Source organism: Streptomyces sp. NRRL S-495, from assembly GCF_000966955.1.
In the GTDB taxonomy this organism is placed as follows: Bacteria; Actinomycetota; Actinomycetes; order Streptomycetales; family Streptomycetaceae; genus Kitasatospora; species Kitasatospora purpeofusca.
Genome location: NZ_JZWY01000370.1, coordinates 1 through 16,863, shown reverse-complemented (window position 1 = coordinate 16,863; position 16,863 = coordinate 1). Strand labels below are relative to the sequence as shown.

Below are 16,863 nucleotides of genomic sequence, written 5' to 3'. Positions count from 1 at the left end.
GTCCAGACGAGGTCGCCGGGGCGGGCACCCAGGCGGGCGAGCACGAGCGCGCGGACGTGCGCCGGGAGTGTGTCGGTCGCGCCGGGTGCGCCGGGGTCGGCGGGCGCGCCGGGTGCGGTGGGGGTGCGTCCGGTGCCGGTGTAGGTGTCGGTGGGCAGGGCCCAGCCCCGGTCCGGTCCCGGGTAGCCGACGGGGCGTCCGGCGAGCCAGCCGGCGGCCTCGCCGGCGGCGCCGTTCGCGGGTCCGCCGCCGGGGCCGCCGGCGCTGCTGCCGCCGATGACGAGGACGACGCTGGGGTCGCGCCAGATGTGGTCGGCGACGCGGTCGGAGGTGAGGACGGTGACGTCCTCGTCGGGGGTGCCGAGGGCCTCGCAGACGACGAAGGTGCGGTGGACGCCGCGGAGCATGAGGGCGAGTTCGGCGGGGCCGGCGCCGGGTGCGGTGAGGACGGCGACCTTGGGGTGGGCGCGGCAGAGGTTGGCGGCGCGGCGCAGGCGGCCGCCGTGCGCGCTGGCCACCTGGGCGTCCTCCCAGGGCATGCCGGCGCGGGCGAAGGCGGCGGCGACGGAGGAGACGGCGGGGAGGACTTCGAGTTCGAGGCCGTACTCGGGGCGGCGCAGGGTGCGGACGACGCCGAAGAAGCCCGGGTCCCCCTCGGCGATGACGACGGCGGCGCCGCGGTGTTCGGCGATCCGGCGGGCGGCGAGCTGGATGCTGCCGAGGGCGATGCGTTCGGCGGCGGGCGGCACCGGGAGGGCCTTGAGCTGGTAGGGGGCGCCGGCCACCAGGGTGGCTGCGGCGAGGGCCGCGGCGGCGGCCTCGGTGAGCGGTGTGCCGTCCCACCCGATGACCGTGATCCGGTCAGCCATCTGTGGCTGTTCTCCCTCGCCATCCGTGCGCCGACAGGCGGCGCCCGTGTGCGGCGCCGGTGGAGAGGCTACCGGGTGTGATCCCCTCGGCGCGGACATCTCGTACACATGTCCGCGCCGACCGGCCCCGAAGGGCAGCCGGGCGGTCGCGCGGGCCGATTGTGCGGGTTGCCGCGCGGGCCGGTCGTGCGGGTCAGTCGCGCAGCACGTAGCGGTGGCCGCCGGCCCAGGCGGGGGCGGCGGCCTCGGGGGGCTCCAGGTCCTCGGGGAGCAGGCTCCACAGGATGAGGTCGCTGCGGCTCTCGCCGACGGCCGGACGGTCGGGGGCCCGACGGTAGTAGCCCGAGGGCTCGTAGCCGGAGGGGTCGTAGCCGGAGGGGTCGTAGCCCGAGGGGTCGTAGCCCGAGGGGTCGTGCTCCGGGAGGCCGTGGCCCCGGCGGTCCCCTGCCCTGCCGAAGGCGGGATCGCCGGACTCGCCGCGCACTATCCAGGCGCTGCGCAGAACGCCCTCGCTGATGCCGCCGATCTTCTGGGCGACCTGCTGGGCGGCGGTGTTCCCGGCGGCGGTGCGCAGTTCGAGGCGCAGGAAGCCCCGGTCCTCGAAGAGCCACTGGGCGACGCCGAGGACGGCCTCGGGGGCGTAGCCCTCGCCGCGGGCCCAGGCGGCGGTGACGAAGGAGATCTCGGTGGAGCGCAGCCGCCAGTCGGTGTGGCGGAGTTCGACCAGGCCGACCAGGCGCTGGGTGAGGTGTTCGGTGACGGCGAGGACGATGCCCCGGCCGGTGGCGCGGTGGGCGGGTGCGAGGCTGCGGGCCAGGTCGAGGGCGTGGGCCTCGGTGTAGGGGTACGGGTGGTCGGTCCAGGCCAGGACGAGTTCGTCGGCCATCATGTCGGCCAGGCCGGGGGCGTCGTCCTCCGCAAGCGGACGCAGCAGCAGCCGTTCGGTGCTGATGGCGGTCTCGGGGAAGCTCGCTGCCATGCCGTCTCTCCTCGCCGGGTCGTGGACACACCGTACGCCTCGCCGGTGCCGGGTGGTCACGCGGTGCACGGACCGGACGACGGTACGTCAGAAATGGGTCTGTCGGACCGTCACTGGTGCATACTGCCCGACCGGGCCCCCGCCTGGTTGCGGCGGGGGCCCGGTTCGGTGGTCCGGCGGGACGGGTCAGGAGCGGGAGGCTCCGGGGATCAGAACGCCGGGATGACGGAGCCCTGGAAGGTGTCGTCGATGAACTTCTTGACCTCGGCGGAGTGCAGCAGCTCGGCGAGCTTCTTGACCCGCGGGTCGTTCTCCTTGCCCTTCTTGACCGCGAGGATGTTGGCGTAGGGGTTGCCCTCGGCCTTCTCCAGCACGATCGCGTCGGTGGCGGGCTTGAGGCCGGAGTCGAGCGCGTAGTTGCCGTTGATGACGGCGGCGTCGAGGTCGGCGATGGAGCGGGGCAGCTGGGCGGCCTCCAGCTCCTTCCACTTGAAGTTCTTCGGGTTGCCCGTGACGTCGGCGGGGGTGGCGGCGGTGCCGGCGCCGTCCTTGAGGGTGATGAGCTTGTTGTCGGCGAGCAGCTTGAGCGCGCGGCCCTCGTTGGTGGCGTCGTTGGGCAGGCCGATGGTGGCGCCGTCCGGCAGTTCGGCGATCGCCTTGACCTTCTTGGAGTAGACGCCCAGCGGCTCCAGGTGCACGGCCTCGACGGAGACGATGTCGGTGCCGCGCTTCTTGTTGAAGTCCTCCAGGTACGGCACGTGCTGGAAGTAGTTGGCGTCGGCCGAGCCGTCCTGCACCGCCGTGTTGGGGGTCACGTAGTCGGTGACCTCCTTGACGTTGAGCTTGAGGCCGGCCTTGTCCGCGAGGTTGTCCTTGACGTACTTGAGGATCTGACCGTGCGGGGTGGGGCTGGCGACGACGGTGAGCGGCGCGTTCGGGTCCGAGGAGGCCGAGTCGCCGTTGCTGCCGCAGGCGGCCAGCGAGAGGGCGATGCCGGCGGTGGCGAGGACGCTGGTGAACTTCAGGGCGTTGCGCACGAAAAGTGCCTTTCTGCGTATTGCGGGGAGCCGCGTCCGAGGATCGGACGGGGAAGTCTGGGACTCGAAGAGGCCTACGGGAGGACGAGGCCCGCGAGGTCTAGGAGGCGACGAAGTCGGTGTCGGCGCGGGGGCGCAGCAGCCTGGTCCGGCCGCCGCCGCGGCCGCGGTTGGCGAGCCGTCGCACGGCGTAGTCGCCGGCCAGCTGGATCACGGTGACGATGATCGCGATCTCGGCGACGATGACCCACATGAAGGCGGTCTCGAAGCGCAGGTAGCCGTAGCGGTAGGCGAGGTCGCCGAGGCCGCCGCCGCCGACGGTGCCGGCCATCGCGGAGTAGCCGATGAGGGCGATGACGGTGGTGGTGACGGAGGCGACGATGCCGGGGAGGGCTTCGGGGACGAGCGTCTTGCGGACCAGGGTCCAGGTGCTGCCGCCCATCGCCTGGACGGCTTCGACGAGGCCGCGGTCGACCTCGCGGACGTTGGTCTCCACGAGCCGGGCGAAGAAGGGGATGGCGCCGACGGTCAGCGGGACGGTGGCGGCCTGCCAGCCGAGGGAGTTGCCGACCAGCCAGCGGGTGAAGGAGAACAGCGCGATCATCAGGATGATGAACGGCAGTGAGCGGGCGAGGTTCACGACCGCGCCGAGCACCTTGTTGACGGGCTGGTTCTGGAGGGCGCCGCCCTTGGCGGTGAGCACGAGCAGCACGCCGAGCGGGAGTCCGAGGAGGACGGTGCAGACGGTCGACACTCCGACCATCTGGAGGGTCTCCCAGGTGGCGGGCCACATCAGTTCCTGCATCTGGTCCCAGGTCATGCCGCCGCTCCGTTCGCCGTTTCGAGCACGTCCACCTGGAGGCCCTGTTCGCGCAGGAAGCCGATGGGCACGACGTTGTCGTGCCGGGAGCCGGGCAGTTCGACGCGCATCCGGCCGACCATGCGGCCGGCGATGGTCTCGACGGCGGCGCCGAGGATGTTGATGTCGATCTGGTAGGTGCGGGCGAGCTGGGAGACGAAGGGCTGGGCCGGGGCGTCGCCCTGGAAGGTGATCTCCAGCACGGTGGCGCCGGGGTGTCCGGTGCCGAACTCGCTGAGCGGGAAGAGTTCGCGGGCGAGTTCGGAGCCGGGCCGGGCGAGCAGGTCGGTGAGCGCGCCGGACTCGACCACCCGGCCGCCGCGCATCAGGGCGGCGGAGTCGCAGACGGACTTGATGACGTCCATCTCGTGGGTGATGAGCAGGACGGTGAGGCCGAGCTGTTCGTTGAGGTCGCGCAGCAGCTTGAGGATGGAGCGCGTGGTCTCGGGGTCGAGCGCGGAGGTGGCCTCGTCGGAGAGCAGCACCTTGGGGTCGCCGGCGAGGGCGCGGGCGATGCCGACGCGCTGCTTCTGGCCTCCGGAGAGCTGGCCGGGGTAGCTGCGGGCCTTGTCGGTGAGGCCGACGAGGTCGAGCAGTTCGGCGGCCTTGCGGCGGCGCTGGGTGCGGTCCAGTCCGATGATCTCCAGCGGGAGTTCGACGTTCTGCTGGACGGTGCGGGAGGACAGCAGGTTGAAGTGCTGGAAGACCATGCCGATGCGGCGGCGGGCTTCGCGGAGGTCCTTGCCGGCGCGGTTCTCGCCGCCGGCGAGGGCGGTGAGTTCGACGCCGTCCACGGTGACGGTGCCGGAGCTGGGGCGCTCGAGCATGTTGACGCAGCGGATGAGGGTGGACTTGCCGGCGCCGCTGGTGCCGACGACTCCGTAGACCTCGCCGGGGCGGACGTGGAGGTCGACGCCCGCGAGGGCGGTCACCTCGCGGCCGCGGGATCGGTAGACCTTGGTGAGGTCCGTGGTGGTGATCACAGCTGCTTCCGTGGGTCGGGGGCGGGCGGCGTGCGGAGGCCGCAGCGCCGTGCGGTCGGCGCCGGGAACGGCGTCGCGCCGGGGGGATCCGGACCTGCCACCCCTTGATCGTCGCCGCTGGGCGGCCGGGCCGCGCGACGGCGTGGCCCTTACGAGTCAGCGGACTGCCCGCGGGTGTGCGGGCAGGCCGAAGAAGGGGGGTGCGGCAGGATGGGCGCGTCCGCACGGACGGGAACGACGCCGGGGTTCTCGCTTCGGGGCGCGAGGAGAGGCACTCTCAGCGGGTGCCGGGGGCGGTGGCCCTCAGCGGTGACACATTCGACGGCACATGGCGCTCTCACCTGCCGGCGGGGTGCCGGTGGGGGTCCATTTCGTCGTCGCAGTCATGTGAGCCAGTAAATCAGATGGTTCGGAGAGGTCCCAATTATTTCGCAACGGCGTCCGCAATGCGGACACTCATCGCGTTGAGCTGCGCGAACGGCGACCGGCGCCGCCTTCGGGAGTCCGAATGATGGCGGCGCCGGTTCCGGCGGGCCCGCGCGGGGCGGGCCGGGGCTTCAGGCGGTGGCGGCGAGCGGGGCCGCGGCGGACTTCTCCAGGTGCACCAGGGTGATCCGGCCGCTGATCTGTTCGACGGTGGTCTGGCGGTAGCCGAGTCGGGCGTAGAGGCGCAGGTTGCCGAGGCTGCGGTGGCCGGTGAAGAGTCGGTAGGAGTTCACCGCGCCCTCCGCGGCGAGGCGGCGCTCCAGCGCCTCCAGCAGCCGGCCGCCCAGGCCGTGGCGCTGCATCCGGGGGTGGACGACCAGACGCCCTATCCGGCCGACGCCGTCGGGGCCGAGGTGGCCCCGGACGGTGCCGACGATCTCGTCGCCGAGGCGGGCGACGAGCACGTGCCGCTCGGTCAGCTCTTCGCGCAGGCTCTCCAGGGTCTGGGTCAGCGGCTCGATGGCCCAGTCCCCGTAGAGCTCGGCCTCGCTCTGGTAGCCGAGGTACTGGAGCTTGAGGATCTGCTCCGCGTCGTCCGTCCCGGCGGTCGAAATGATCACGCTCATGCCCATGTGCGGGGGCCTCCCCATCGTTGTACCCGGCGCGCGAGAGGTGAGGGTGTCGCACCGGTTGGCTGCCGGAGGGTGTCCCGGCCGGGGATCCGCCCAGACCGGGGGTGGCGCACGAACGTACCAGCCCGCACGGCCCTGGTGGGGCCGTGTCGGCGGCGGCGCGCTCACGGTCAGTATCCGAGCCGGCGCGCCACCGTCAAGAGCCGCGTTCGCCAGCGCCTTACCCGGGTGTCAGCTGATCTCAACCTCGTGGCCGCCGGACGTGGCGAGGGTCACGCCCGGCGGGACGGGGCCGGGCGGGAGCAGGACGGGGGCGGCCGGGAGCCGGGCGAGGACCGGGCGGGAGCAGCGCGGGGCGGCCGGGACGGGCGGCGGGGCGCGGGCCGGGGGGAGCACGGCCGCCGCTCAGGCGTAGCGCTCGGCGTGCAGCAGGACGCGCAGGCAGGCCAGGCAGCGGGCCCGGGTGGGGCCGATGGAGCCGCGCGGCATGCCGAGGCGGTGGGAGAGCTCGCGGTAGGTCGGCGGCGGATCCTCGGCGAGGGCGGCGACCAGTTGCGGGCAGCGCCCGGGCGCGGGGGCAGGGCGGCGACGGCCTCGCGGACGCGGCGGCGACGCAGCTCGGCGAGGACCTCGTCCTCGGCGGAGGGGACGGACGGCAGGGCGGTGCACATACCGTGCTTGACCGGGTGGGGGCCGTCCCGGTTACGGGCGGCCGGTCGCATACGGACGGGAGGGGCGCGGCGGAGTACCGCCGCGCCCCTCCCGGACGGTGGGTGGTGGGGGGCCGGTCAGCCCGTCACCCACTCCTGCTGGGCGGCGAGGTCGGCCTTGATCTCGCCGAGCTGGACGGCGACGGCGCTGGGCGCGGTGCCGCCGCGGCCGTTGCGGGAGGCGATGGCGCCGTGGACGTTGAGCACCGACCGCACCTCGGGGGTGAGGTGTCCGGAGATGGCGGCGAACTGCTCGTCCGTCAGGTCGGCGAGTTCGATGCCGTGCGCCTCGCACTCCTTGACGCAGGCTCCGGCGACCTCGTGCGCGACCCGGAACGGCACGCCCTGCTTGACCAGCCATTCGGCGATGTCGGTGGCGAGGGAGAAGCCGGCCGGGGCGAGTTCCTCCAGCCGCTCGCGGTGGACGGTGAGGGTGGCCATCATGCCGGTGAAGGCGGGCAGCAGGACTTCGAGGGTGTCGCAGGAGTCGAAGACCGGCTCCTTGTCCTCCTGGAGGTCGCGGTTGTAGGCGAGCGGGAGGGCCTTGAGGGTGGCGAGCAGGCCGGTGAGGTTGCCGATGAGCCGGCCGGACTTGCCGCGGGCGAGTTCGGCGATGTCGGGGTTCTTCTTCTGCGGCATGATCGACGAGCCGGTGGAGAAGGCGTCGTGCAGCGTGATGAAGCCGAACTCCTTGGTGTTCCAGATGATCACCTCCTCCGCGATCCGGGACAGGTTGATCCCGATCATCGCGGTGACGAAGGCGAATTCGGCGACGAAGTCGCGCGAGGCGGTGCCGTCGACGGAGTTGCCGACCGAGCCGCCCTCGAAGCCGAGGTCGGCGGCGACGGCCTCCGGGTCGAGGCCGAGCGAGGAGCCGGCCAGTGCCCCGGAGCCGTAGGGGGAGACGGCGGTGCGGACGTCCCACTGGCGCAGCCGCTCGGCGTCCCGGCCGAGGGCCTGCACGTGCGCGAGGACGTGGTGGGCGAAGAGCACGGGCTGGGCGTGCTGGAGGTGGGTACGGCCCGGCATCGCGGTGTCCGGGTGGGCCTCGGCGAGGCCGACCAGGGCGTGCTGGAGGTCGAGCAGCAGGCCGCCGATGGTCTTCGCGTGGTCCCGCAGGTACATCCGGAAGAGGGTGGCGATCTGGTCGTTGCGGGAGCGTCCGGCCCGCAGCTTGCCGCCGAGGTCGGGGCCGAGGCGCTCCAGCAGGCCGCGTTCCAGGGCGGTGTGGACGTCCTCGTCGGCGACGGTGCCGGTGAAGGTGCCGGCCTCGACGTCGGCGAGCAGCCGGTCGAGCCCGTCGTGCATGGCGGCGAGTTCGTCGGCGGTGAGCAGGCCGGCCTTGTGCAGGGCGCGGGCGTGGGCCTTGGAGCCGGCGATGTCGTAGGGGGCGAGCCGCCAGTCGAAGTGCACCGAGGCGGAGAGCCTGGCCAGGGCCTCGGAGGGGCCGTCGGCGAAGCGGGCGCCCCAGAGGCGGACGTCGCCACCGGTGGCGGTCTGGTCGGCGGACATCGCTGGCTCCTTACGGACGTGCGGGAAGGGGGGGCGGGGGTGGCCCCCGGCCGGCCCCGCGGGAACGGGGCGCGGCCGGGGTCCGGGGCGGCTCAGCCCAGGTCGCGGCGGGCGGCGATCTTCGAGGAGAGGCCGAAGATCTCGATGAAGCCCTTGGACATCGACTGGTCGAAGGTGTCGCCGGTGTCGTAGGTGGCGAGGTTGAAGTCGTACAGCGACTGGTCGGACTTGCGGCCATTGACGACGGCCCGGCCGCCGTGCAGGACGATCCGGATGTCGCCGGAGACGTGCTGGTTGGCCTCGTTGACGAAGCCGTCGAGGGCGCGCTTGAGCGGGGAGAACCACAGGCCGTCGTAGACCAGTTCGGCCCAGCGCTGCTCGACCTGCCGCTTGTAGCGGGCGAGTTCGCGCTCGACGGTGACGTTCTCCAGCGCCTGGTGGGCGGTGATCAGGGCGATCGCGCCGGGGGCCTCGTAGATCTCCCGGGACTTGATGCCGACGAGGCGGTCCTCGACCATGTCGAGCCGGCCGACGCCCTGGGCGCCGGCGCGCTTGTTGAGCTCCTCGATCGCCTGGAGGACGGTGACCTTGCGGCCGTCGATCGCGACCGGGACGCCGGCGTCGAAGGTGATGACCACCTCGTCGGCCTCGCGCGCGGTGGCGGGGTCCTGGGTGTACTCGTAGACGTCCTCGATCGGGGCGTTCCAGATGTCCTCGAGGAAGCCGGTCTCGACAGCCCGGCCGAAGACGTTCTGGTCGATCGAGTACGGGGACTTCTTGGTGGTGGCGATCGGCAGGCCCTTGGCCTCGGCGAAGGCGATGGCCTTGTCCCGGGTCATCGCGTAGTCGCGGACCGGGGCGATGCACTTGAGGCCCGGGGCCAGCGAGTTGATGCCGACCTCGAAGCGGACCTGGTCGTTGCCCTTGCCGGTGCAGCCGTGGGCGACGGTGGTGGCGCCGTGCTTCTGGGCGGCGGCCACCAGGTGCTTGACGATGACCGGCCGGGAGAGGGCGGACACCAGCGGGTACTGGCCCTGGTAGAGGGCGTTGGCCTTGACGGCCGGGAGGCAGTACTCGTCGGCGAACTCGTCGCGGGCGTCGGCGACCTCGGCCTCGACGGCGCCGCAGTCCAGCGCCCGCTGACGGATGACGTCCAGGTCCTCGCCGCCCTGGCCGACGTCGACGGCGACGGCGATGACCTCGGCGCCCGTCTCCTCGGCGATCCAGCCGATGCAGACGGACGTGTCCAGACCGCCCGAGTAGGCGAGTACGACGCGCTCGGTCACGGCTTTCTCCTTCACAACTGTGCGAACAGGCTTACGGCGATAGGCATAAGTATGCACTACTCCGTATGAAACTCAAAACCCATGGCCGGGTGGGTTCCGGATACGCCTGTGGGCCCGGTCGTGACCGGGCCCACAGGACGGGTGCGGGGGCTGTGCGGCGCTGAGCCGGGGGCTACTGCGCCTTCGCCTGGGCGAGCTGCATGAGGTGGTCGGCGAGGGCCTGGCCGCCGGCCGGGTCGCGGCTGATCAGCAGGACGGTGTCGTCGCCGGCGATGGTGCCGATGATCTCGAACACCTCGGCCTGGTCGATCGCCGAGGCCAGGAACTGCGCCGCGCCGGGCGGGGTGCGCAGCACCACCAGGTTGCCGGAGGCGGTCGCGGAGACCATGAGCTCGCCGGCCAGCCGGGCCATCCGGCCCTCGGTGGCGGACTCCCCCATCGGCGCGCGCGGGGTGCGGTCGCCGCCCTCGGCCGGGACGGCGTAGATGAGCGCGCCGTCCCGGTTGCGGATCTTCACCGCACCCAGCTCGTCCAGGTCCCGGGAGAGGGTGGCCTGGGTGACCACGAGTCCGTCGTCGGCGAGCAGCTTGGCGAGCTGGCTCTGCGAGCGCACGGGCTGGCGGGTGAGCAGGTCCACGATCCGCCGGTGGCGCGCGGTGCGGGTCTGCGGGACCTGCGGCGTCGGGCCGGCGGCGGGCTGGCCGGAGTGGGGAACGGTCATGTGATTATTCTCCCGGACTACGCTCGGTTCGCATCGTCCGGGGCGTCCGCGCGCACCGACCGCAGCACGGCCGGCAGCGCGGCGAGGAACGCGTCCGCCTCCTGCTCGGTGAGCACCAGCGGCGGCGCCAGCCGCACCGCGTCCGGCACCGCGGCGTTCACCAGGAAGCCGGCCTCCTGGAGGCCCGCCTGCACCTTCGCGGAGACCGGGGCGGTGAGCACGATGCCGAGCAGCAGCCCGGCCCCGCGCACGTGCGAGACCAGCGGGTCGCCGATCGCCTCGACGCCGTGCCGCAGCCGCTCGCCGATCTTGTGGGCGTGCTCCAGCAGGCCCTCGGAGCCGATGGTGTCCAGCACCGCGAGCGCGGCCGCCGCGACCACCGGGTTGCCGCCGAAGGTGGTGCCGTGCTGGCCCGGGGTGAGCAGTTCGGCGGCCTCGCCGAAGGCGAGCACGGCGCCGATCGGCAGGCCGCCGCCGAGCGCCTTGGCGAGCGTGACGACATCCGGTTCGACGCCCTCGACGGCCTGGTGGGCGAACCAGTGGCCGGTGCGGCCGACGCCGGTCTGGATCTCGTCGAGGACGAGCAGGGTGCCGGTGGCGCGGGTGATCTCGCGGGCGGCCCGCAGATAGCCGTCGGGCAGCGGGACGGCGCCGTTCTCGCCCTGGATCGGCTCCAGGAAGACGGCGGCCGTGTCGGTGGTGACGGCCGCGCGCAGCGCCTCCACGTCGCCGAACGGGACGTGGGTGACGTCGCCGGGCAGCGGGCGGAACGGCTCCTGCTTGGCGGGCTGGCCGGTGAGCGCGAGGGCGCCCATGGTGCGGCCGTGGAAGGCGCCCTCCAGGGCGACCAGGTGGGTGCGGCCGGTCCGGCGGGAGATCTTGAAGGCGGCCTCGTTGGCCTCGGCGCCGGAGTTGCAGAAGAACACCCGCCCGGGGCGCCCGTCGAGTTCCAGCAGCCGTTCGGCGAGGGCGACGGTGGGCTCGGCCAGGAACAGGTTGGAGATGTGGCCGAGGGTGGCGATCTGCCGGCTCACGGCCTCGACCACGGCCGGGTGGGCGGTGCCGAGGGCGTTGACCGCGATGCCGCCGAGCAGGTCGGTGTAGGCCTTGCCGTCGGCGTCCCAGAGGGTGCTGCCCTCGCCGCGGACCAGCGGGATCCGCGGGGTGCCGTAGTTGTCGGTGAAGGCGTGCTGCCACCGCTCGGTCAGCTGGGCGTTGGAAGTCATGCGAGTCCCCCGGTCACGGTCGTTTCGTCGGCGGGCACGACCATGGTGCCGATGCCCTCGTCGGTGAAGATCTCCAGCAGCAGGCTGTGCGGCACCCGGCCGTCCAGCACGCGGGCGGTGCCGACGCCCGAGCGGACGGCGTTCAGGCAGCCCTCCATCTTGGGCACCATGCCGGAGGCGAGGCCCGGCAGCAGCTCCTCCAGCTCGGTGGCGTCCAGCTGGCTGATCACGTCGTCCGAGTTCGGCCAGTCCTTGTAGAGGCCCTCGACGTCGGTCAGCACGACGAGCATCTCGGCGCCGAGGGCGACCGCGAGGGCGGACGCGGCGGTGTCGGCGTTGATGTTGTAGACGTGGCCGTCGGTGCCGCGGGCGATCGAGGAGACCACCGGGATCCGGCCGTCCGCGATCAGCGCCTTCACCGCGCCCGCCTCGACGTTGACGATGTCGCCGACCAGGCCGATGTCGACCGACTCGCCGTCGACGACCGCGTACCGCTTGACCGCGGTCATGGTGTGGGCGTCCTCGCCGGTCATGCCGACCGCGAACGGGCCGTGCTCGTTGAGCAGGCCGACCAGCTCCCGCTGCACCTGGCCGGCGAGCACCATCCGGACCACGTCCATGGTCTCCGGGGTGGTGACCCGCAGGCCGTTGGTGAACGAGGACTCCAGGCCGAGCCGGTCGAGCTGGGCGCTGATCTGCGGGCCGCCGCCGTGCACCACGACGGGGTGCAGCCCGGCGAAGCGCAGGAAGACGACGTCCGCGGCGAAGGCGGCCTTGAGCTCGTCGTCGACCATGGCGTTGCCGCCGAACTTGATGACGACGGTCTTGCCGTGGAAGCGCTCCAGCCACGGCAGGGCCTCGATGAGCGTCATGGCCTTGGGCAACGCGGTGTTGTTCCGGGCCTGTTCGCCCTTGGGTGCGATCTTCACGGTTCTGGTCCCCCGGCTCGGGTGGCGGCGGTCGGACGGTCGGCCGGCGGACCGGCCCGCCGTCAGGTGGAGTAGGCGCTGTTCTCGTGCACGTAGTCGGCGGTGAGGTCGTTGGTCCACAGGGTGGCGGCGGCCCCGCCGGCGTTGAGGTTCGCGGTGATCACGACCTCGCGGCCGGTCATGTCGACCAGGTCCCGGTCCTCCCCCACGCTGCCGTCGCGGCACACCCAGACGCCGTTGATCGCGACATCGAGCCGGTCCGGGTCGAAGGCGGCGTCGGTGGTGCCGATCGCGGCCAGCACCCGGCCCCAGTTGGGGTCCTCGCCGTGGATGGCGCACTTGAGCAGGTTGTTGCGGCCGATCACCCGGGCGACGCCGACGGCCTCGTCCTCGGTGGCGGCGCCGGTGACGTCGATCCGGATGTCCTTGCTCGCACCCTCGGAGTCGCCGATCAGCTGCCGGGCGAGGTCGGCGCAGACCGCGCGCACCGCCTCGTCGAACTCGGCCGGGTCCGGGACGGTGCCGCTGGCGCCGGAGGCGAGCAGCAGCACGGTGTCGTTGGTCGACATGCAGCCGTCGGAGTCGATCCGGTCGAAGGTGGTGCGGGTGGCGGCGCGCAGCGCGGTGTCCAGGGCGGCCGCGTCGGCGTCGGCGTCGGTGGTGAGCACGACCAGCATGGTGGCGAGGCCCGGGGCGAGCATGCCGGCCCCCTTGGCCATGCCGCCGACCGTCCAGCCGGCCGGGCTGGTGACCTGGGCGGTCTTGTGGACGGTGTCGGTGGTCTTGATGGCGATCGCGGCGGCCTCGCCGCCGGCGGCGTCGAGCGCGGCGGCGGCGGTGGCGACACCGGGCAGCAGGAGGTCCATCGGCAGCCGGACGCCGATCAGGCCGGTGGAGGCGACGGCGACCTCGCCGGCGCTGAGCTTCAGCTCCTCGGCGGCCTTCTCGGCGGTGGCGTGGGTGTCCTGGAAGCCCAGCGGGCCGGTGCAGGCGTTGGCGCCACCGGAGTTGAGGACGACGGCGGAGACCGTGCCGCCCTTGAGGACCTGCTCGGACCAGAGCACGGGGGCGGCCTTGACCCGGTTGGCGGTGAAGACGCCGGCCGCGGCCAGCGAGGGGCCGTCGTTGACGACCAGGGCGAGGTCCGGGGTGCCGGAGGCCTTGATCCCGGCGGTGACGCCGGCGGCCCGGAAGCCCCGGGCAGCGGTCACGCCGATGTTCTGGTGGTTCGTCACGGTGCGACTCCGTTCACGGGAAGGCCGAGCTCCTCGGGCAGGCCGAGGGCGATGTTCATGCTCTGCACCGCGCCGCCGGCGGTGCCCTTGACCAGGTTGTCGATCGCGCTGATCGCCACGATCCGCCCGGCGGCCGCGTCCAGGGCGACCTGCACCAGCGCGGTGTTGGCGCCGTAGACGCTGCTGGTCTGCGGCCACTGCCCGGCGGGGAGCAGGTGGACGAACGGCTCGTCCGCGTACGCCTCGGCGTAGGCGGCGCGCAGTTCCTCGGCGCCCACCCCCGGCCTGGCCTTCGCGGAGCAGGTGGCGAGGATGCCGCGCGGCATCGGGACCAGGGTGGGGGTGAAGGAGACGCTGACCGGCTCGCCCGCGAGCGGGGTGAGGTTCTGGGCCATCTCCGGGGTGTGCCGGTGGACGCCGCCGACGCCGTAGGCGCTGACGCTGCCCATCACCTCGCTGCCGAGCAGGTGGGTCTTGGCGGCCTTGCCGGCGCCGGAGGTGCCGGAGGCGGCGACCACCACCGCCTCGGGCTCGGCGAGGCCGGCCGCGTAGGCGGGGAACAGCGCCAGCGAGACGGCCGTCGGGTAGCAGCCGGGGACGGCGATCCGGTTGACGCCCTTGAGCGCGTCGCGGTGGCCGGGCAGCTCGGGCAGGCCGTAGGGCCAGGTGCCGGCGTGCGCCGAGCCGTAGAACTGCTCCCAGTCGGAGGCTGCCTTGAGCCGGAAGTCGGCGCCGCAGTCGACGACCAGGACGTTCTCGCCGAGGGCCTCGGCCACGGCGGCGGACTGTCCGTGCGGCAGCGCCAGGAAGACCACGTCGTGGTCGGCCAGCACCTCCGGGGTGGTGGGCTCCAGGATCCGGCCGGCCAACGCCGGGAGGTGCGGCTGGAGCAGTCCCAGCGCGGTGCCCGCGTTGGAGCCGCCGGTCAGCGCCCCGATCTCGACCTCCGGGTGGCCGAGCAGCAGGCGCAGCACCTCACCGCCCGCGTACCCGCTCGCGCCGGCGACGGCGACTCGCAATGCCATGGCGTTCCTCCTTTGTCGAGGCATGAATATACGCAGCACCGAACATTCATGCAAGGAGTTCCGGCCGACCCGCCCCGGGACGGGCGTGGCGCCCGGCGGGCGGGCCTCGGCAGTGGACGGCGGGCGGGCCTCAGCGGCGGACGGGCCTCAGCGCTTGACGGCCTTCAGCACCACGAACTTCGGATTGCCCGCGACCGTCCGGCAGTTGCCGAACAGCCGGCGGAGCTTGACGTGGTAGTCGAGATGGCGGTTGCCGACCACCCAGAGTTCGCCGCCGGGGCGCAGGGCGCGGCGGGCGCCGGTGAACATCCGCCAGGCGGTGGCGTCGGTGGTGGCCTGGTGGGAGTGGAACGGCGGGTTGTTGAGGACGAGGTCCACCGAGCCGGCCGGCACGTCCGCGTCGGCGAGCGCGTCGGCGGTGCGGAACTCCGCCCGGGCGTCCGGGCCGAGGTTGGCGCGGAAGGTCTCCTCGGCGGAGGCCACCGCCTGGTGCGACTCGTCGACGAAGAGCAGCTCGGCCCCGGGGGTGGCCAGCGCGGCGGCGGTGCCCACCACGCCGTTGCCGCAGCCGAGGTCCACCACCCGGGCGCCCGGGGCGGCGGTCGGCAGGTGGGCGAGCAGGAAGCGGGTGCCGATGTCCAGGCGGTCGGCGCAGAAGGTGCCGGCGTGGTTGGTGACGGTGCGGCCCGAGACGGCGCCGATGTCGCCGGGCAGGGCGTAGCGGTGCGGCCACGGGTTGGGGCCGGGGTCGAGCGCCCGGTCCGGGGTGCAGAGGATCAGCCGGGCCTTGCGGACCGCGAGCGAGGTGCGGGTCGGGCCGAGGATCCGCTCGAAGAGCCGCAGGGTGGAGGTGTGGATCTCGGTGACCATGCCGGTGCCGAGCACGACCGTCTCCGGGTGGAGGGCCGGGGCGAGCCGGTGCAGCTGGTCCTCCAGCAGGGCGAGGCTCTTCGGGACCCGCACCAGCAGGACGTCGATCCGCTCGGGCGGGGTGTCGCGGGTGGTCAGCAGCCGGGCGGCGGCGGGGTCGGCGCCGGCCCGGGCGAGGTTGGCGAGGGTGGCGCGCTGGGCGAGGTGCGAGTCGCTGATCTGGGTGACCGCGGCGGGCGGGGCCGCGGGGCCCGGCACCGTGGCGAGCGCCGTGGTGAGCGCGCCCCAGCGGTCGCCGAGGACGGTGACGGCGCGGCCGGCCAGGGCGGTGGCCCGGCCCCCGGCCGAGTCGGCCTCGCCGGCCAGGTGCCGCAGCAGGTACTCGTCGGCGGCGTCCCAGGCGCGCAGCCGCTCGCGCGGATCCTCCGGGAAGCGGGTGAGGCCGAGGGCCCCCCAGGGAGTCGGGAAAGGAGTCGGGGCGGCCGGTTCGGCGAGGCGGTTCATCGTGGCCCAGGCTAGCCGACCGCCCGACCGCCCGTACCGGGCACGGGCCGGGACCCCGGCCGATACTGGAAGGACCCTAGGGGTCCCGAGGGAAGGCACGAGGCCATGGACTGGAAGCTGGAAGTGGTGGTGGTCCCGGTGGCGGACGTCGACCGGGCCAAGACCTTCTACGAGGAACAGGCCGGTTTCACCGTCGACCACGACACCCGGATCCGGGACGGCCTGCGGGTGGTGCAGCTGACGCCGCCCGGCTCCGGCTGCTCGATCGTGCTGGGCACCGACCTGACCGACGCCCCGGCCGGCTCGGTGAAGGGGCTCCAGCTCGTGGTGCCGGACATCGACCGCGCCTACAAGGAGCTGCTGGCCCGCGGCGTCGAAGTGAGCCCGGTGCAGCACTTCGAGGCCGGGAACCGGGTGGACGGCCGCGGCGAGGTGTGGAACTCCTTCGTCTTCTTCAACGACCCGGACGGCAACGCCTGGGCCGTCCAGGAGGCCCCCGGCCGCCGCTGAGCACCGGATCCCGCAGCCCTAAGCTCGAAGGATGGTCGAGAACGAGGGAAACGTCCGGGTGGACAGCTGGATCTGGTCGGTCCGGCTGGCGAAGACGCGGTCGGCCGCCGCGGCGGCCTGCAAGGCCGGGCACGTGCGGGTGAACGGCGAACGGGCCAAGCCGGCGCAGGCGGTGAAGCCGGGCGACGAGGTCCGGGTGCGCCAGGAAGGGTGGGAGCGGGTCGTCGTGGTGCGCAAGCTCATCCGCAAGCGGGTCGGCGCCGAGGTCGCGGCCGACTGCCTGGTGGACAACAGCCCGCCGCGCCCGGCCCGGGAGTTCGTCGCCGCCCCCGGCCTGCGCGACCGCGGCGCCGGCCGCCCCACCAAGCGCGACCGCCGCGACATGGACGGCCTGCGCGGCCGCTGACAGCGGCCCGGGGCCGGGTGGTCCGCCCGGCCCCGGGCCGCCGCTCCGTCGCGCTCCTGCCTGACCCCGGCTCAGTTCTTGACGGCGACGCCGGCGTAGGCGGAGACGTCCTGCCAGCCGGCGGGGAGGTCCGCGGTGGGGACG

17 protein-coding genes and 1 pseudogene are annotated in these 16,863 nt (G+C 73.4%); 2 read left to right on the top strand and 16 right to left on the bottom strand.

Annotated features, from left to right (window positions below):
* The 16 genes and pseudogenes from cbiE to VR45_RS19525 all read right to left on the bottom strand — a co-directional run.
* Window positions 1-869, bottom strand: an 869-nt coding sequence (gene cbiE / locus VR45_RS19590; RefSeq protein WP_045941091.1) for a precorrin-6y C5,15-methyltransferase (decarboxylating) subunit CbiE, incomplete at its 3' end; no start/stop codon positions are given.
* Window positions 870-1,347: 478 nt separating this feature from the next.
* Window positions 1,348-1,848, bottom strand: a pseudogene (locus tag VR45_RS48765) (GNAT family N-acetyltransferase); the annotation flags it as partial.
* Window positions 1,849-2,057: 209 nt separating this feature from the next.
* Window positions 2,058-2,885, bottom strand: a complete 828-nt coding sequence (locus VR45_RS19580) for a MetQ/NlpA family ABC transporter substrate-binding protein (RefSeq protein ID WP_045941089.1) — start codon at window positions 2,883-2,885, stop codon at window positions 2,058-2,060.
* Between the two features lie 100 nt (window positions 2,886-2,985).
* Complete coding sequence (locus VR45_RS19575) at window positions 2,986-3,705, bottom strand: methionine ABC transporter permease (protein WP_045941088.1); 720 nt, start codon at window positions 3,703-3,705, stop codon at window positions 2,986-2,988.
* On the bottom strand, window positions 3,702-4,727 hold the full coding sequence (locus VR45_RS19570) for an ATP-binding cassette domain-containing protein (RefSeq protein ID WP_045941087.1): 1,026 nt from the start codon (window positions 4,725-4,727) through the stop codon (window positions 3,702-3,704). The genes VR45_RS19575 and VR45_RS19570 overlap by 4 nt, the downstream gene beginning before the upstream one ends.
* A 557-nt stretch (window positions 4,728-5,284) precedes the next feature.
* On the bottom strand, window positions 5,285-5,785 hold the full coding sequence (locus tag VR45_RS19565; protein ID WP_045941086.1) for a GNAT family N-acetyltransferase: 501 nt from the start codon (window positions 5,783-5,785) through the stop codon (window positions 5,285-5,287).
* A 231-nt stretch (window positions 5,786-6,016) separates the two neighbouring features.
* Window positions 6,017-6,181, bottom strand: a complete 165-nt coding sequence (locus tag VR45_RS47045) for a hypothetical protein (RefSeq protein WP_159394270.1) — start codon at window positions 6,179-6,181, stop codon at window positions 6,017-6,019.
* A gap of 9 nt (window positions 6,182-6,190) precedes the next feature.
* Window positions 6,191-6,454, bottom strand: coding sequence for a hypothetical protein (locus VR45_RS47040; protein ID WP_159394269.1), 264 nt, complete (start codon window positions 6,452-6,454; stop codon window positions 6,191-6,193).
* Window positions 6,455-6,573: 119 nt separating this feature from the next.
* Window positions 6,574-8,007 carry an argininosuccinate lyase gene (gene argH / locus VR45_RS19560; RefSeq protein ID WP_045941085.1) on the bottom strand — a complete coding sequence of 478 codons (1,434 nt, stop codon included), beginning with the start codon at window positions 8,005-8,007 and terminating at the stop codon, window positions 6,574-6,576.
* A 92-nt stretch (window positions 8,008-8,099) separates the two neighbouring features.
* A complete protein-coding gene (locus VR45_RS19555) occupies window positions 8,100-9,293 on the bottom strand; it encodes an argininosuccinate synthase (protein WP_045941084.1) in 1,194 nt (397 codons plus the stop codon).
* Between the two features lie 172 nt (window positions 9,294-9,465).
* Window positions 9,466-10,014, bottom strand: a complete 549-nt coding sequence (locus tag VR45_RS19550; RefSeq protein ID WP_030395991.1) for an arginine repressor — start codon at window positions 10,012-10,014, stop codon at window positions 9,466-9,468.
* A gap of 17 nt (window positions 10,015-10,031) precedes the next feature.
* Window positions 10,032-11,240, bottom strand: coding sequence for an acetylornithine transaminase (locus tag VR45_RS19545; RefSeq protein WP_045941083.1), 1,209 nt, complete (start codon window positions 11,238-11,240; stop codon window positions 10,032-10,034).
* The gene (gene argB, locus VR45_RS19540; RefSeq protein WP_045941093.1) at window positions 11,237-12,112 is read right to left on the bottom strand and encodes an acetylglutamate kinase; all 876 of its coding nucleotides are present in this window, start codon (window positions 12,110-12,112) and stop codon (window positions 11,237-11,239) included. Before argB ends, VR45_RS19545 begins: the two co-directional genes overlap by 4 nt.
* A 119-nt stretch (window positions 12,113-12,231) precedes the next feature.
* A complete protein-coding gene (argJ, locus tag VR45_RS19535) occupies window positions 12,232-13,386 on the bottom strand; it encodes a bifunctional glutamate N-acetyltransferase/amino-acid acetyltransferase ArgJ (RefSeq protein ID WP_045941092.1) in 1,155 nt (384 codons plus the stop codon).
* Window positions 13,387-13,400: 14 nt separating this feature from the next.
* Window positions 13,401-14,429, bottom strand: a complete 1,029-nt coding sequence (gene argC, locus VR45_RS19530; RefSeq protein WP_045941082.1) for an N-acetyl-gamma-glutamyl-phosphate reductase — start codon at window positions 14,427-14,429, stop codon at window positions 13,401-13,403.
* A 147-nt stretch (window positions 14,430-14,576) separates the two neighbouring features.
* A complete protein-coding gene (locus VR45_RS19525) occupies window positions 14,577-15,803 on the bottom strand; it encodes a methyltransferase (RefSeq protein WP_045941081.1) in 1,227 nt (408 codons plus the stop codon).
* Window positions 15,804-15,908: 105 nt separating this feature from the next.
* On the opposite strand from VR45_RS19525, the gene VR45_RS19520 reads away from it, so the two are divergent.
* A complete protein-coding gene (locus tag VR45_RS19520; RefSeq protein WP_045941080.1) occupies window positions 15,909-16,313 on the top strand; it encodes a VOC family protein in 405 nt (134 codons plus the stop codon).
* A gap of 31 nt (window positions 16,314-16,344) precedes the next feature.
* Window positions 16,345-16,719 (top strand): S4 domain-containing protein, encoded by a 375-nt coding sequence (locus tag VR45_RS19515; RefSeq protein WP_030395982.1) that lies wholly within the window; start codon window positions 16,345-16,347, stop codon window positions 16,717-16,719.
* Window positions 16,720-16,863 lie beyond the last annotated feature (144 nt).

What these genes read in the sequence shown, in the direction of transcription:
- VR45_RS19545 (WP_045941083.1), bottom strand. Translation starts at nt 11,240, where the DNA reads ATGACTTCCAACGCCCAGCTGACCGAGCGGTGGCAGCACGCCTTCACC.
- VR45_RS19515 (WP_030395982.1), top strand. Translation starts at nt 16,345, where the DNA reads ATGGTCGAGAACGAGGGAAACGTCCGGGTGGACAGCTGGATCTGGTCG.
- VR45_RS19550 (WP_030395991.1), bottom strand. Translation starts at nt 10,014, where the DNA reads ATGACCGTTCCCCACTCCGGCCAGCCCGCCGCCGGCCCGACGCCGCAG.
- argC (WP_045941082.1), bottom strand. Translation starts at nt 14,429, where the DNA reads ATGGCATTGCGAGTCGCCGTCGCCGGCGCGAGCGGGTACGCGGGCGGT.
- VR45_RS19575 (WP_045941088.1), bottom strand. Translation starts at nt 3,705, where the DNA reads ATGACCTGGGACCAGATGCAGGAACTGATGTGGCCCGCCACCTGGGAG.
- VR45_RS19525 (WP_045941081.1), bottom strand. Translation starts at nt 15,803, where the DNA reads ATGAACCGCCTCGCCGAACCGGCCGCCCCGACTCCTTTCCCGACTCCC.
- VR45_RS19520 (WP_045941080.1), top strand. Translation starts at nt 15,909, where the DNA reads ATGGACTGGAAGCTGGAAGTGGTGGTGGTCCCGGTGGCGGACGTCGAC.
- argH (WP_045941085.1), bottom strand. Translation starts at nt 8,007, where the DNA reads ATGTCCGCCGACCAGACCGCCACCGGTGGCGACGTCCGCCTCTGGGGC.
- argB (WP_045941093.1), bottom strand. Translation starts at nt 12,112, where the DNA reads ATGACGCTCATCGAGGCCCTGCCGTGGCTGGAGCGCTTCCACGGCAAG.
- VR45_RS19565 (WP_045941086.1), bottom strand. Translation starts at nt 5,785, where the DNA reads ATGGGCATGAGCGTGATCATTTCGACCGCCGGGACGGACGACGCGGAG.